The organism is Nocardia albiluteola, from assembly GCF_018860155.1.
GTDB classification, from domain to species: Bacteria; Actinomycetota; Actinomycetes; order Mycobacteriales; family Mycobacteriaceae; genus Nocardia; species Nocardia albiluteola.
Map to the genome: position 1 here is coordinate 265534 of NZ_JAHKNI010000007.1, position 14515 is coordinate 280048.

Annotated in this window: 12 protein-coding genes; 6 read left to right on the forward strand and 6 right to left on the reverse strand. The window is 69.1% G+C overall.

Translation table 11 applies throughout. The features are described 5' to 3' along the window. Positions 1-64: 64 nt before the first annotated feature. A complete protein-coding gene (locus KO481_RS22155) occupies positions 65-976 on the forward strand; it encodes a LysR family transcriptional regulator (protein ID WP_245401369.1) in 912 nt (303 codons plus the stop codon). 25 nt (positions 977-1001) lie between these two features. Then, positions 1002-1988 (forward strand): serine hydrolase, encoded by a 987-nt coding sequence (locus tag KO481_RS22160; protein ID WP_215919294.1) that lies wholly within the window; start codon positions 1002-1004, stop codon positions 1986-1988. A gap of 141 nt (positions 1989-2129) precedes the next feature. On the opposite strand, the gene KO481_RS22165 is transcribed toward KO481_RS22160, so the two are convergent. The 3 genes from KO481_RS22165 to KO481_RS22175 all read right to left on the reverse strand — a co-directional run bounded on the left by KO481_RS22165 (position 2130) and on the right by KO481_RS22175 (position 6294). Continuing rightward, positions 2130-3371, reverse strand: coding sequence for a serine hydrolase (locus tag KO481_RS22165; protein WP_215919295.1), 1242 nt, complete (start codon positions 3369-3371; stop codon positions 2130-2132). A gap of 305 nt (positions 3372-3676) precedes the next feature. Next, the gene (locus KO481_RS22170) at positions 3677-5020 is read right to left on the reverse strand and encodes a bifunctional o-acetylhomoserine/o-acetylserine sulfhydrylase (RefSeq protein WP_215919297.1); all 1344 of its coding nucleotides are present in this window, start codon (positions 5018-5020) and stop codon (positions 3677-3679) included. 95 nt (positions 5021-5115) lie between these two features. Continuing rightward, a complete protein-coding gene (locus tag KO481_RS22175; RefSeq protein WP_215919299.1) occupies positions 5116-6294 on the reverse strand; it encodes an FAD-dependent monooxygenase in 1179 nt (392 codons plus the stop codon). 102 nt (positions 6295-6396) lie between these two features. Between KO481_RS22175 and KO481_RS22180 the strand changes: the two genes are divergently transcribed. Next, positions 6397-7287, forward strand: coding sequence for a LysR family transcriptional regulator (locus KO481_RS22180; protein WP_215919301.1), 891 nt, complete (start codon positions 6397-6399; stop codon positions 7285-7287). A gap of 135 nt (positions 7288-7422) precedes the next feature. Here KO481_RS22180 and KO481_RS22185 read toward each other — a convergent pair whose 3' ends face one another. Together KO481_RS22185 and KO481_RS22190 are read right to left on the reverse strand one after the other, a co-directional pair. Continuing rightward, on the reverse strand, positions 7423-8250 hold the full coding sequence (locus KO481_RS22185; protein ID WP_215919303.1) for a glutamate ABC transporter substrate-binding protein: 828 nt from the start codon (positions 8248-8250) through the stop codon (positions 7423-7425). 65 nt (positions 8251-8315) lie between these two features. Beyond that, entirely contained in the window at positions 8316-9044 is a 729-nt protein-coding gene (locus KO481_RS22190) for an amino acid ABC transporter ATP-binding protein (RefSeq protein WP_215919656.1), read from the reverse strand. Between the two features lie 109 nt (positions 9045-9153). On the opposite strand from KO481_RS22190, the gene miaB reads away from it, so the two are divergent. The 3 genes from miaB to KO481_RS22205 all read left to right on the forward strand — a co-directional run bounded on the left by miaB (position 9154) and on the right by KO481_RS22205 (position 13753). Continuing rightward, positions 9154-10692, forward strand: a complete 1539-nt coding sequence (miaB, locus tag KO481_RS22195) for a tRNA (N6-isopentenyl adenosine(37)-C2)-methylthiotransferase MiaB (protein WP_308166734.1) — start codon at positions 9154-9156, stop codon at positions 10690-10692. A 444-nt stretch (positions 10693-11136) separates the two neighbouring features. After that, positions 11137-11886, forward strand: coding sequence for an Rv2732c family membrane protein (locus tag KO481_RS22200; protein WP_308166735.1), 750 nt, complete (start codon positions 11137-11139; stop codon positions 11884-11886). 127 nt (positions 11887-12013) lie between these two features. Beyond that, positions 12014-13753 (forward strand): DUF8728 domain-containing protein, encoded by a 1740-nt coding sequence (locus KO481_RS22205; protein ID WP_245401294.1) that lies wholly within the window; start codon positions 12014-12016, stop codon positions 13751-13753. 13 nt (positions 13754-13766) lie between these two features. Here KO481_RS22205 and KO481_RS22210 read toward each other — a convergent pair whose 3' ends face one another. After that, positions 13767-14390, reverse strand: a complete 624-nt coding sequence (locus KO481_RS22210; protein ID WP_215919305.1) for a flavin reductase family protein — start codon at positions 14388-14390, stop codon at positions 13767-13769. Positions 14391-14515 lie beyond the last annotated feature (125 nt).

Sequence of the window (14515 nt, forward strand, 5' to 3'; positions counted from 1 at the left end):
ATGCTGTCCAAGACTGTAATGACTGTAACGATGCTGAATTGGCATAGAATGCGTAGCCGTGGATATGGTCGCCGCCTGCCGGGCCTTCGTATCGGTCAGCAGTCACGGCAGTTTTACTGCCGGGGCCGCTGCGGCGCAGATCCCGCAATCCGTGGCCAGCCGTCGCATCGCCGCGCTGGAACAGCATTTCGGGGTGCGGCTGCTCGATCGGACCTCCCGCACCGCAGTGCTGACGCCGTTCGGGCGGGACATGCTCCCGGCTGCGCGGCGCCTGATCGAGCTCGCCGAGGCGATGGACCTCGAGGCCGAGCGCGCCCGGCGGCGGCCGTTGCGGGTGGCGGTGCCCGCCACCTGCGGTCCGCTCCCGCTGGCCAGGCTGGTTGCCGGCGGACAGCAGTGTGGCCTGAACCTCGATTTGCATCCGGCCGGGCCGCGCGAGCGTGCCGAACTCGCCCGCACCCAGGAGGTCCGCGCCGCGCTGGCCGCCGTGCCCGCCGACCGCGGGCGGTGGCGAATTCCGTTGGGGCTGGCCGATACTCGCGGGCCGCACGTCTCGCCGATCTACCTCGAGACGCTGCGGGCCTCGCGCGCGGATCGCGACGGGCGCCGCCGCAGGATCTGGATCCAGCCGGAGGACGATGTGCCACACATCCGGGATCGCCTGGTGCGCCTGCGGGATTCGCTCGGGCTGCAGCCGGTTCAGGTGGTCGTGGGCGAGGCGCTGGTCACCGCCGTCGCCGAGGTGCTCGGTTCGACCGATCTGCTGCTCTGCTCGCCGGCCCAGGCCGCCGAATTCGGCCTGGCATGGCGGCCGATCGGTGAGCTGGAACCCGCACGCGGCTACGACATCCAGGCCGGGCAGCATGAGGATGCCGAGCGCCTGCGGGCACTGCCGTCGGCTCTGATCGGGCGGTGTCTGGGCGTGCCGGACGACGGTGCGGGTGGCGACGGATCCGCTGGCGAGCATGGCAGCTGACGATGTGGCGGGATAGCGGCGCCGAGTGCATCGGCAGCGCGATCAGGGATTGGAGGCGGGCCACGGACGACGGGCCCGCCGCGACAAGGGAACAGCGGGGACGGCAATGGGCATGACCACGGCGCTGCGCGAGGCGCGGCGGGAACTCGACGACGCGGGGCTGCGCGGCTCGATTCTGGTGCGCGATCTGGACACCGGGGACGAGCTGGGCATCGACGCGGAACTCGAGTGGCCGGCCGCGTCGCTGGTGAAGGTGCCGCTGGTGGTCGCGACCCTCGAGCGGGTGGCGCGCGGCGAGCTGGACCTCGGCACGCCGATCACGGTGCTGCCGGGCCGGATCGCCACACCGGGGCCGGTCGGGGTGGCCAAGTTCCGGCATCCGGCCACCATCGCGCTCGACGACCTGCTGTATCTGAGCATCGCCATCAGCGACAGCGCGGCCGCCGACGCCCTGTTCGCCCTCACCCCACCCGCGGCGGTAAGTGCGGAACTGCGGCGCCTCGGCTTCGAGGGCATCACCGCGCGCCATCTGATGGACGATCTGTCCCGGACCCCGGAGGAGGCCTTCGAGCCCGCCCGCGCCTACCTGGCCCACACCCTGGCCATCGAGGCGGCTACGACCGGCGACGGACATGCGGTGCCCCAGCTCGATATCAGCCACGCGAACACCGGCTCGGCCCGGGCCTTCGCGGATCTGCTCCAGGGCCTGTGGCGGCCGGTCACGATCGGAGCGGCGACCGCGGCCAGAACCCGGGAGATAATGGGGGACAACGTTATTCGCCACCGTCTGGCGCCGGACTTCAGCTCCGACGCCTCGCGCTGGTCGTCCAAAACGGGCACGCTGCTCAACTTCCGTCACGAGGTGGGCGTCGTCGAGCACGCCGACGGGCAGGCCCTCGCCGTCGCCGTGCTCACCCAGTCGCGCGTCCCGGCCGTCGTACAGCCCGGCGCGGAGGCGGTCATGGCCAAGGCCGCCCGAATCATCCACAACGAGTTGCGCATTCGGCTGTGAACCGACACGCATCGGACATAAGGCCGATCGCCCGCCGGTCGGATTCTCGATTTGCGCAGCCGCACAGGGCCTTTAGTCGGGGATCGCCCTACGCCGACAACCGGCGGACCGTGATATCGAACGCCGCGTGCGGTGAGCTGTTCAGAGCGTGAACACTGCCGCGTCTGATGGGGCGATGAGGCGGGCGATCTGTGCGCACAGCTGTACCGGGCGTTCCATGTCCGTGGATGCCTTGCCGCTGGTGAGAATCGCTCCGGACAGCCCTCGCGCCGGATCCGCCCAGCCGTACTGGGTCGTCAAGCCGCTGCGGCCGAAATGAGATTCGGTGTGGCTGCCGAATTTCGAGCGGCGGCCGCCCAGCTCGTAGCCGGCCACGCTCACCCGCCCGGCCGCCGACGGTATCCACGGCGCGGGGGCCGCGGCCGCACGCACGGTCTCCGGCTTCATGACGCGCACGCCATCTAGTTCGCCTCCGCGCGTGAGGATTTCGTAGAAACGCGAGAGTTCGTAGGCGGTGGTGACCAGGTTGCCCGAGGGCAGCTCGGCGGTGAGGAAGTCGCGGTTCTTCTGCTCGGAGATCGGTCCGTTCATCGCACCGCCGAGCGCCTTGTGCGCCAGGAACTTCATGACCCGGGACGGTTTCGGCCCGGTCGGCACGCTGGGCACGACCAAGTCCACCTCCTCGGGGCGGACACCGAAGTTGTTCCAGCGGAAGCCGAGTGGGTCGAGAATCTGCTCGGCCAGGTGCTCGCGCATGCGCTTGCCCGTGGCCCGCTGGACCAGCAGCCGCTGGATCAACCCGCCGGTCATCGCGTGATAGACCCGCAGGTGCCGCGGCCAGGTCCGCTTCAGATCGGCCAGCGCCCGTGCGGCCAGCTCGTCGTCGACGACCAGCTCGAAGCCGCGGTACGGTCCGGTCACGAACGGCACCCCGGCCGCGTGCGCGAGCACGTCGCCGATGGTGATCGATTGCTTTCCGTTCGAGGCGAATTCGGGAATGTGGCGGCACACCGGATCCTCCAGCGCGAACACGCCCTGCTCGATGAGCATGAACATCACCGCCGCGGCCACCCCCTTGGCGGTGGAGAATCCGCAGAACGGACTGTCCGGGGTCACCAGCACCTTGGCCGCGGCCGGGTCGTCCCCGGGCGCGTTGCCCCAGCCGTGCCCGATCCCGCGGTTCAGTACGATCCGGCCGTTGCGCCGCAGGCAGACCTGGATCGCCGGAGTGGTACCGAGCCGATACCACTGCTGCACCGAGCCCCACAGCGCCTCGACGTGTGCGGTGGTCAGCCCGGCCGCGGCGGGATCGTCCTCATCTCCGATGGTGGTGACCGCGGCCAGATCCTCGGCGACCGGTACCAGTGCTGCGGGAGTGCTCATGCCTCCACCTCGCCGACGCTCGGCTCCGGCATGACCACTCGAGTGGTCGCGTTGCCCGTTCGCTCGCTCATGACCCCCAGCATATGGGTGCAACTCGACCGGTCTCGTTGCCGCGAGGACGGGGTACTTCACATCCCCGGATGAGCCCCCGTCTCGCTAGGACAACTCGGGCCGCTCGCAAGCGTTCCGGTCGCCGTGCGCGGAGGACCCAGGGAGCTCGATGCACCAGGCAAGCCGGGCGCATCACGAGCACGATGCGGGCCGCTGGCCGTGGTGCGGCCACGACCAGCGAATGTTGGCCGGTTCTACCGCGCGGCCTCGAAGCCCGCACGAAGATCCGCGAGGATGTCCTCGATTCCCTCGATGCCGACCGCCAGGCGCACCAGCCCCGGGGTGACGCCCGCGGCCAGTTGCTCCTCCGGGGTCAGCTGGGAATGCGTGGTGGAGGCCGGATGGATCACCAGCGACCGCACGTCGCCGATATTCGCGACGTGGCTGTGGAGCTTCAGCGCCTCGACGAAGCGCTTCCCGCTGTCCACCCCGCCCGCCAGCTCGAAGCCGATGATCGCGCCGACTCCGTTGGGCGCCAGCTGCTTTCCGCGTTCGTACCAGGGCGAGGAGGGCAGGCCCGCATAGGAGACCGACGTGACTTCCGCACGCTCGGTGAGGAATTCGGCGACCGCGAGGGCGTTGCTGACATGCCGCTCGATCCGCAGGCTCAGCGTCTCGAGGCCCTGGCTGATCAGGAAGGCGTTGAACGGCGCGATCGCCGAGCCGAGGTCGCGTAGCAGCTGCACTCGTGCCTTCAGGGCGTAGGCGGGCGCGCCCAGATCCGCGTAGACGACGCCGTGGTAGCTCGGGTCGGGTTCGACGAATCCGGGGAAGCGAGGCTTGCCCTCCGCGTCGCGCACGGTCCAGTCGAAGGTGCCGCCGTCGACGAGGACACCGGCGATCGCCGCGCCGTGCCCGCCGAGATATTTCGTCGCCGAATGCACCACGATGTCGGCGCCGTGCCGCAGCGGCTGGATCAAATACGGTGTGGGAACTGTGTTGTCGACGATCAGGGGTACGCCCGCCGCGTGCGCGATCTCGGCGAGGGCGGGGATGTCGAGGATGTGATTCTGCGGGTTGGAGACCGTTTCGCCGTAGAGCGCCTTGGTATTCGGCCGGATCGCGGCGCGCCACTGCGCGAGATCGTCGGGGTCGTCGACGAATTCGACCGTGATGCCGAGCTTGGGCAGGGTGTAGTGGAACAGATTGTAGGTGCCGCCGTATAGCCGCGGGCTGGACACGATGTGATCCCCGGCGCCTGCGATATTGAGGATCGCCAGGGTCTCCGCGGCCTGTCCGGACGACAGCAGCAGCGCGGCGACGCCGCCCTCGAGCGCGGCGACCCGCTGCTCGACCGCATCCTGGGTGGGGTTCGCGATGCGGGTGTAGATATTGCCGGGCTCGGCGAGGCCGAAGAGGGCAGCGGCGTGTGCGGTGTCACGGAAGGTGTAGGAGGTGGTTTGGTAGATCGGCAGGGCCCGGGCGTTGGTGGTGCCGTCCGGGATCTGGCCGACGTGGATCTGCTTGGTCTCGAAACTCCAGGCGGCGCTGGGGTCTGCGGTGGCGTCGCCGGGCGATGCGGGCTCGTTGGAGGTCATTCGGCAACGGTAGAAAATGCGTCCCCACCTGGAAATATTTTGACGCGCCGTGATTCCGGCGCGGCGGGCGGGTGGGCCCGCCCGCCGCCGCGATGTCACGCCGAGGCGGCGTCGTCGATGGTGTCGCGGTAGGACTCGGTGATGTGGGTGAGGGCATCACCGGCGCGCTCGCGCCGATCCATCTCGCGGTTGGCCAGCACCACCGAGTTGGTGGCCGGGCGGCGGCGCCGTTCGTATCGCGCCAGCGCCTCGACCGGGTCGGATCCCGCGAGCTCCGCGGCGAGCACGCGCGCGTCGAGAATTGCCTGAGAGCCTCCGTTCGCGCCGACCGGATACATCGGGTGGGCCGCGTCGCCGAGCAGGGTGACCCGGCCGTGGCCCCACTGCTCGAGCGGGTCGCGGTCGACCATCGGGTACTCCAGAATGTTCGGGGTGGCCGCGATCAGGGCGTGCACGTCCAGGCTGCCCAGAGACCAGTCGGCGAGCAACGGCAGCACATCCCGCGCGTGTCCCGCGCGGTCGACGCCCGCGTCGTCGGGGATCGTGCCCGGATCGGAAACCTTCGCTATGGCAACCCAATTCACCAGCACCGTGTCGCCGGGGGCGGTGGCCTCGGTCACCGGGTAGATCACCATCCGGGTGTCCCCGCCGTTGACCAGCAGCATGGTTCGTCCCGTCAGAAACGGTGCTGCCGCAACCATTCCGCGCCACATCCGCATGCCCGACCAATGCAGCCCGGGCTGCCCGGGATGCAGCCCGGCGCGCACGACCGAATGCAGGCCCTCGGCGCCGATCAGCACGCCCGCGGAGCGGGTGTGCTCGCGGCCGGAGGCGCGATCCAGGGTGGTGACCCGCACCGCGCGGTCCGACTGGGTGAAGTCGGCCAGCCGCGTACCCTCCCGCACCGCGTCCGCGCCGAGCCGGTCCCGCACGGCGGTCAGCAGCATCGACTGCAGTTCGCCGCGATGCACCGAATACTGCGGCGCCGGATGACCGGCCGCCGCGCCCCGCGCTTCGGACATCAGGGTGCGTCCATGCCGGTCGACGTACACATGTTCGGCCGTCGGGACTGCCGCCGCGGCGAGCCGGTCGCCCAGGCCCAGTTCCGTCAGCGCCGCGACCGCCTGCGGCTGCAGGTTGATGCCGACGCCCAGCGGCGCGATGGTACGGGCGCTCTCGATCACCTCTGCGTCGATTCCGGCCGCGTGCAGGCTCAATGCGGCCGTCAGGCCACCGATGCCCGCGCCGGCGATCAACACGTTCCGCTCGTTCATGACCACTCGTTTCTCGAGGTCGAAAAGCTGTCACATTCAGCGTGCGCCGGTCGTTGCCAGCAGTCCAACAGCTGGTTGTGATCGGAGCTAGCATTATTGGTTATGGAATTACGGCGCCTGGAGTACTTCGTCGCGGTCGTCGAGGAGGCCAACTTCACCCGAGCCGCGGAGCGCGTGCACGTCGCGCAGTCGGGCCTGAGCGCCCAGATCCGCAAGCTGGAACGCGATCTCGGCGCGGTGCTGCTGCGCCGGTCCGGTCGTACCGCGACCCCGACCGAGGCGGGCTACGCCGTACTGCCCTATGCGCGTGCGGCATTGGCGGCTTACGCCGGGGCCCGCGAGGCGGTGGCCGAACTCGAGGGGCTGGTCCGCGGCCACCTGCGGCTGGGCATGACCGCCTCGGTGTCGGCTTTCGACCTGCCGGGCCTGCTCGGCGCGTTCCACGAGAAGTATCCGGGAGTGCGGATAACGTTGTCGGAGAACGCCTCCGACGCCACGATCGAGGAGTTGCGGGCCGGACGGCTCGATCTCGCCTTCGCAGGGGTGGGTGCGGGCCTGCCCGCGGATCTGGCCGCGGAGATCTTCGCCGACGAGCCGGTCGTCGCGGTGGTTGCCGCGCATGACGCTGTGCGAGAAGAAATTACGCTCGAGGCCCTGTGTGAGCGCGATCTGATCTGCCTGCCACCCGGCGCGGGCTTGCGCGCCGCATTCGACACGGCCTGCGCGGCGGCCGGTATGCGGCCCCGGATCGTCTTCGAGGCCGGTGATCCGCACATGCTGGCCCGCCTGGCGGCCCGCGGCCTGGGCGTCGCGATCTTGCCGCATGCGGTTGCCGCCGCCCACTCGGACCAGGTCGTCGCGGTTCCGATCGCCGGTGCGGACATCCGTGCCCGTATCGCCCTCATCCGCGTGGCCGAGACCGAAACGAGCCCAGCGGCAAGAGTATTCGCCCGCACCGCCGCGGCATGGGTCCGTACTGTACTTCGAACGTGAGGATCAGCCGTGCCGTGGACGTCCGCCCCGGGCCACCGGGAGTGGCGTGGGCTCGGCGGCCCGGAGCAGCGCCATTTCAGGATGCCCGCGGCGACAGGGGCGGTCGACCGTTGCGCTCAGGCTGAGCCCAACCGGTCAGTATCGGTCCACCCGCGGCGGTGCCGGGACGAGGAAGGAGCTGCCGAGATTCCGCTCCAGCGATGCCTTCCACGAGCCGTCGGCGATCATCGCCTGGATGGCATCGTTGATCCGGTCGCGGGATTCCTTGTCGCCCTTGCGTATACCGATGCCGAGCCGCTCCATGGTGAAGGGCTGGCCGACCACCTTCAGCTGGCCGGGGGATTGCGCGGCATAGCCGGACAGGATGATGTTGTCGGTGGTGACCGCGTCGACGGCCTTGCTCTTCAACGCCTCCACGCACAGCGAATAGGTGTCGTACTCGCGCAGGGTCACCCCGGGCGCGAAGTACTGCTGAATGTCCTGCGCCGGAGTCGAACCCCGAACCGTGCACAGTGTCTTGCCGCCCATCGCCTGCGGCCCGGTGACCGCGGTATTGTCCGCGCGCACCAGCAGGCTCTGCCCGGCGTCGTAGTACGGGCCCGCGAAATCCACCTTCTTCTTGCGCTCGTCGGTGATCGAATAGGTGGCCACGACCATGTCGACCTGGCCGTTCTGGATCAGCGTCTCGCGCTGGGCCGAGGGCGCCTCCCGGAAGGTGATGTCCCTGGGCCGGACGCCCAGCTTGCCCGCGACATAGGTGGCCACGTCCACGTCGAAGCCGGAGAACGTGCCGTCCTTGCGCTCGAGCCCCAGCCCCGGCTGATCGAATTTGATTCCGATGGTGAGCTTTCCGCCCGCCGCGTGCTGGCTGGCCGTCTCGGAGCTGCCGCCGCCGCAGCCGCTCACTGCCGCCGCGAGTACCAGGGCGCCGATGCCGATGCGGAGGGCACGGGTAATCCTCATCGAATGCCTTCTCTCATATGAGCGGAGGTGATCGGTGGCATTACTTCAGTGTGCGGTACTTCGGGTCAGTGACTCAGGATCTTGGCCAGAAAGTCGCGGGCCCGCTCGGATGCCGGTGCGGTGAAGAAGGTTTCGGGGTCGGTGTCCTCGACGATCCGGCCGTCGGCCATGAACAGCACCCGATCCCCGGCGCGGCGTGCGAAACCCATCTCGTGGGTGACCACCACCATGGTCATGCCCTCCTTCGCCAGGGAGACCATGACCTCGAGCACCTCGCTGACCATCTCCGGATCGAGGGCCGAGGTCGGTTCGTCGAACAGCATCACCTTCGGATTCATCGCCAGCGCGCGGGCGATCGCCACTCGCTGTTGCTGCCCGCCCGAGAGCTGCGCCGGATACTTGTCGGCCTGATCCGCGATGCCGACCCGCTGCAGCAGCTCCATCGCCCGGGTGCGCGCGGCCTCCTTGTCGATGCCGCGCACCTTGACCGGCGCCAGCATCACGTTCTGGACGATGGTCTTGTGCGCGAAGAGGTTGAACGACTGGAACACCATGCCGACCTCCGCGCGCAGCTTGGTCAGCGCGCGACCAGCGGCCGGCAGCTGCACGCCGTCGATGGCGATGGTGCCCGAGTCGACCGATTCCAGGCGGTTGACGACCCGGCACAGCGTCGACTTGCCCGAACCCGACGGCCCGACCACGATCACCACCTGCCCCCGCGGCACGTCGAGATTGATATCGCGCAGCACGTGGAGATCGCCGAAGTGCTTGTCCACCGTGCGCATCGAGATCATCGGCGGCCGGGCGGCCGTGGAGGCAGCGCCGGAGGTGGTCTCGGCAGCGTCGTTCATGCTCTGCAGACCCTATGGCCAGAGGGCTCTATTTGCGTAATACCCTGGACGGGTGAATTCGTCCACGCAGGTGACAGTATCCCCGGAGGGGGGAGCCTCTTCTCGCACGTACGAGGTGCGCACGTTCGGGTGCCAGATGAACGTGCACGACTCCGAACGGCTGTCGGGCCTGCTCGAGGACGCCGGATACACCCGTGCCCAGGCGGGCGCGACCGCGGACCTGGTGGTCTTCAACACCTGTGCGGTGCGGGAGAACGCCGACAACAAGCTGTACGGCACGCTCGGTCACCTCGCCCCGATCAAGGCGGAGCGGCCCGGCATGCAGATTGCCGTCGGCGGCTGCCTGGCCCAGAAGGATCGTGACACCGTGGTGCGCAAGGCGCCGTGGGTGGACGTGGTGTTCGGCACCCACAACATCGGTTCCCTGCCGGTGCTGCTCGAGCGGGCCCGGCACAACGAGCAGGCCCAGGTAGAGATTCTCGAATCGCTCGAGGCGTTCCCCTCCACGCTGCCCGCCAAACGCGAGTCGGCCTATGCGGGCTGGGTGTCGATCTCGGTCGGCTGCAACAACACCTGCACCTTCTGCATCGTGCCCGCGCTGCGTGGCAAGGAGGTCGACCGCCGTCCCGGTGATGTGCTGGCCGAGGTACAGGCGCTGGTCGATCAGGGCGTGCTCGAGGTGACGCTGCTGGGGCAGAACGTGAACTCCTACGGGGTCAACTTCGTCGATCCCGAGCAGCCGCGCGACCGCGGCGCGTTCGCTCAGCTGCTGCGCGCCTGCGGGCACATCGAGGGCCTGGAGCGGGTGCGGTTCACCTCGCCGCATCCGGCGGAGTTCACCGACGACGTCATCGAGGCGATGGCGCAGACCCCGAACGTGTGCCCCCAGCTGCACATGCCCCTGCAGTCGGGCTCGGACCGGGTGCTCAAGGCCATGCGCCGGTCCTACCGCACTTCGCGCTACCTGGGCATCATCGAGAAGGTGCGCGCGACGATGCCGCACGCGGCCATCACCACCGACATCATCGTCGGCTTCCCCGGGGAGACCGAGGAGGATTTCCAGCAGACCCTGGACGTGGTGCGGCAGGCGCGCTTCACCAGCGCATTCACCTTCCAGTACTCGATCCGCCCGGGCACGCCGGCGGCCACGATGGCCGATCAGATTCCCAAGGCGGTGGTGCAGGAGCGCTACGACCGGCTCGTCGCGCTGCAGGAGGAGATCTCTCTCGAGGCCAATCGCGCGCTGGTCGGCACCGAGGTGGAACTGCTGGTCGCGGACGGCGCCGGGAAGAAGAACGCCGCCACCGCCCGGATGAGCGGCCGGGCCCGCGACGGTCGCCTGGTGCATTTCCGCCCGCCGGCGCAGCAGAACATCCGCCCCGGCGACATCGTCACCGTCGACATCACCGCCGCCGCGCCGCACCACCTGATCGCCGACGGCGAGATTCACAGCCACCGCCGCACCCGGGCGGGAGACGCCCACGAACGCGGCATCACGCCCAAGACCGCTCCGATCGGCGTCGGGCTGGGCCTGCCCCGGATCGGTGCGCCGGAACCGCTGCCCGCCGTCGCGGGCTGCGACGTGGTCTGAACATCCGATTGCGATGCCGGGTCGTAGTGCTGCCTTCGACGCGGGGTCGTAGTGCTGCTTGTGTCGTGGTCTGAGTACTCGATTGCGATGCCGGGTCGTAGTGCCGCCTTCGACGCGGGGTCGTAGTGCTGCTTGTGACGTGGTCTGAGCACTCGATTGCGATGCCGGGTCGTAGTGCCGCCTTCGACGCGGGGTCGTAGTGCTGCTTGTGACGTGGTCTGAGCACTCGATTACGACGCCGGGTCGTAGTGCCGCCTTCGACGCGGGGTCGTAGTGCTGCTTGTGACGTGGTCTGAGCACTCGATTACGACGCCGGGTCGTAGGGCCGCGGCAGCGAGTCGTAGGGTGGTGGCGTGACTCGGTGGCGATGCTCGGGCGCGAGGCCCGGGCGAGCTCGACGGCCGATCACCGCACGCCGATATCGCACCGAATGGTGGAGAGCTGATGTCCGAAGAACACGCACGGCCCGCGTCCGATGACGCGGATGACGGCGATCGCAGGGACGATCACACGGCGCACGGTGATTCGACCGGCGGCGCCGAGGCAACCGGCGAGACCGGCCGGGCGGCAGGCGATTCCAGCGGCGATGACCAGACACAGGAGGCGGGCCGGGTGAATCCGGACCAGGCAGAGATCTTCGAGTCCTACCACGACGACCTGGCGGCCGTCGAACGCAAGATCGCCGGGGAGATCGACCCCGGGTACCGCGCGATGGTGGTCGCGGGTGCGGTCTTCGTGCTGCTGCTCACGCTGGTGCTGCCGCACGCCGGGCATACGCGCGGGCTGGACATCCTCTTTTCCGACGACACCGCCGCCGCCGATCGCATCGGGCTGCCCTCGCGGGTGTTCCAGTGGTTTGTGCTGATCTTCGGCATCGGATTTTCCTCGCTGGCCCTGCTCACCCGGCGCTGGGCGTTCGCGTGGGTCGCGGTGGCGGGGACGGCCGTCGGCAGCGTGTTCGGGGTGCTTTCGATCTGGCACCGCCAGACCCCGGGCATCGGCAACTATCGCGGCGCCGGGCCCTCGGTCGGACTGATCCTGGGCGCGATCGCGATGATCGTGCTGACGTTCCACTGGCTCAAGGTCGTCTGGAGCCGCACCGCGGTGCAACTCGAGGCCGAGGAACAGCGCCGCATCGCTGCCGCCGAGGAGGAGGAGCGCAGCCGCCGCTGGCTGATGGGCGAGGAGGACTAGTCCCTCGGGCGGTGATGTGGATCTCGGGATCCCCGGGTGCTGTGGCAAGATTCGCAAAGGGTGCAAGGGCCGTTGCCTGCTGGCAACGGTGTCCTGGCAACGTCTTTCGAATCTGGGGATCTGATGAATGGTTGAGGTAACGACAGCGAGGCCGCACGTTTCCGTGGGGCCGCAAGAGGTTTCGGCCGGGCCGCGGGAGGGACTGCGGCAGTGGCGTTTACGGCCGTCGTGGCCGGCGGTGGCCGCGATCGTGGGCGGCGTTCTCGCACTGGCATGGCGCGCGGCGCAATACGGCAACTGGCTGGTGGACGATGCGGGCATCACGTTTGCCTATGCGCGCAGCGTCGCCGACGGTTTCGGGCCGGTGCTGCAGCCCGGGGCGGCGCCGGTGGAGGGATTCTCCGATCCCACCTGGCTCGCGGTGCTGGTGGTGGGCAAGTGGTGTGGCCTGTTCGACTCCGGCAGCCTCTTCGGCGTCCCCGACTTCGTCCTCTATCCGAAGGCGATCGCGCTGCTGTGCTGCGCCGGAATCCTGGTCACCTGTTATGTCGCCGCGCGCCGGGTGTCGCGTTGGCCCGCGGTGATCACGTTCGCGACAGGCGTTGTGCTGGCGGCGATTCCGTCCTTCGTGATCTGGTGCTTCTCGGGGTTGGAGAACTCGCTGTTCGCGTTGGTGGCGTGCGTGCTGGCCGTCCGGCTGCTGGTCGCGGTGCTGGACCGGCGGCTGTGGACGCCGTCGGTGGCGGTGACCGCGGGTGTGCTCGCGGCGTTCGCGGCGTTGACCCGGCCCGACGGCCTGATCTATGTGGCCGCATACCCCCTGCTGTCGCTGCTGCTGGTCCGGCGGGCGACGTGGCTCAAAATGCTTGGCCACGTGCTGTATTCGGGTATCGCGTTCGCGGTTCCGTTCGGGGCGTATCTGCTGTGGCGGTACGCCGAGTTCGGTCGGCTCGTCGCGAATACCGCGGTGGCCAAGCGTCAGGCGCTGCCGGCCGTGCACGACCTGAGCAGGGTCGGGGATCTGGTGCAGTACGTGGGCGCGCCAGCGGTGATCGCGGCCGCCGTGGTGCTGGGGCTCGCCCTGGCCACCCGCGGCCGGTGGCGCGACGGCGTTGCCGCGCTGCTGGTTCCGCTGGCGCTGGCGATGCTCGCCTACTGTGTGCTGGAGCCGGATTGGATGGCGCAGTTCCGGTTTGCCACCCCAGTGTGGGCGCTGGCCGCGTTCGTCGTGGTGATCTCGGCGGCGCAGGTGCTGGCCGGGCTGCGTACCCGGGCCCGGGCGCTGGTCGCGCTGGCGCTGGTGTTCGCCATGATCCCGTCCGGCGTCGCGCTGGCGGATGCGGCGCGGGCCTATCGGGCCAATTCGGATGTGCCGCTGTGCTGGATCGCCATTCGGTTCGGGCGCTACATGAACGGCTACGCCGACATCCTCGGCCTGCCCCAGGCCACGTTGCTCGCGCCGGACATGGGCGGCAGCGCGCTGACCTCGCGGCTGCGGCTGATCGATCTGGCCGGGCTCACTGATGCGCGGATGGCAGACATCCGCTCGGGCAAGGCCGGCGTCACCGTCGCGGACTACGTATTCGACGACCGCAAGCCCACATTCATTCACGTCCACGGCGTCTGGGTGGCCCACGGTGTCACCCTCGATCCGCGGATGCCGCGCGACTACTACCCGATCCATCAATGGCAGTACATGGCCAACTCGGACGAGGACTGGGTCCGCAAGGACGCCGTGCGCAACGCACAGCAACTCCGGCAGCTACGGCAGTACTCCGAAGAGGTACTGCCACACCTGCTGCCGGACTACCAGCGGACCGGTGAGTGCGGAACGGTACTGCGACCGGGCCAGACGATTCCGCACTGACCGGCGGGCCGGCTCAGCTGCTCGACACCGGCTGAGGGATCTGCCATGCGACGGCCAGCCGGGACGGCTGCAGCCGGGTGCCCTCGCCGAAGAACTCGCAGAACTTCATGATCAGCGGATCCCAGGCGTCCGCATCCACGTGCGCGGTGCCCGGAATTACCAGCGACGCGTCGACGTGGGCGCGGATCACCCGGACGGTGTGCGCGGTGACCGCGGAGCCGAAGGGGACCGAGGAGATCACCTCGCACTCGAGCTGAATCGGGCATTCGGCGACCCGGGGCGCCGCGACGAGGTCCGCCTCGAGCTGGGTCAGCCCCGCGGCGCCGAACTTGTCCGGCTCGTAGCGATACCCCTTCTCGATTCGGTGCGGGGTCCGTTCCGGCGATCCGGTCAGCAGCGCCAGCCGGTCCACCGCCGTCACCAGATCCGATGACGGCAGATTCAGCACGCACTCGCGTTCGCGCAGCATGTTGGTGGTGGTCTGCGACGCGGTGTTCATCCCGAGCATGCCCTGATCGCCGAGCCACCACGCCGAGGACATGGGCGCGAGGTTGGGGCTGCCGTCGGGATTGCGAGTGCCGATCAGCACCACCGGCGTGCCGAAGTAGAGGACTTTGAGATCTACGACCTGATGCATGAGATCCACGATGCCGGTGGGCACGAGACTGCGCTGGCGGCAATCGGACATGGCGCTGACGCCGAGTCCGATTGCCGCGCAACGAGGTTCGGAGCTTCGCCGGGACCTGACGATCCGGCCGACCC

What these genes read in the sequence shown, in the direction of transcription:
- KO481_RS22155 (WP_245401369.1), top strand. Translation starts at nt 65, where the DNA reads ATGGTCGCCGCCTGCCGGGCCTTCGTATCGGTCAGCAGTCACGGCAGT.
- KO481_RS22165 (WP_215919295.1), bottom strand. Translation starts at nt 3,371, where the DNA reads ATGAGCACTCCCGCAGCACTGGTACCGGTCGCCGAGGATCTGGCCGCG.
- KO481_RS22170 (WP_215919297.1), bottom strand. Translation starts at nt 5,020, where the DNA reads ATGACCTCCAACGAGCCCGCATCGCCCGGCGACGCCACCGCAGACCCC.
- KO481_RS22175 (WP_215919299.1), bottom strand. Translation starts at nt 6,294, where the DNA reads ATGAACGAGCGGAACGTGTTGATCGCCGGCGCGGGCATCGGTGGCCTG.
- KO481_RS22180 (WP_215919301.1), top strand. Translation starts at nt 6,397, where the DNA reads ATGGAATTACGGCGCCTGGAGTACTTCGTCGCGGTCGTCGAGGAGGCC.
- KO481_RS22185 (WP_215919303.1), bottom strand. Translation starts at nt 8,250, where the DNA reads ATGAGGATTACCCGTGCCCTCCGCATCGGCATCGGCGCCCTGGTACTC.
- KO481_RS22190 (WP_215919656.1), bottom strand. Translation starts at nt 9,044, where the DNA reads ATGATCTCGATGCGCACGGTGGACAAGCACTTCGGCGATCTCCACGTG.
- KO481_RS22200 (WP_308166735.1), top strand. Translation starts at nt 11,137, where the DNA reads ATGTCCGAAGAACACGCACGGCCCGCGTCCGATGACGCGGATGACGGC.
- KO481_RS22205 (WP_245401294.1), top strand. Translation starts at nt 12,014, where the DNA reads ATGGTTGAGGTAACGACAGCGAGGCCGCACGTTTCCGTGGGGCCGCAA.
- KO481_RS22210 (WP_215919305.1), bottom strand. Translation starts at nt 14,390, where the DNA reads ATGCATCAGGTCGTAGATCTCAAAGTCCTCTACTTCGGCACGCCGGTG.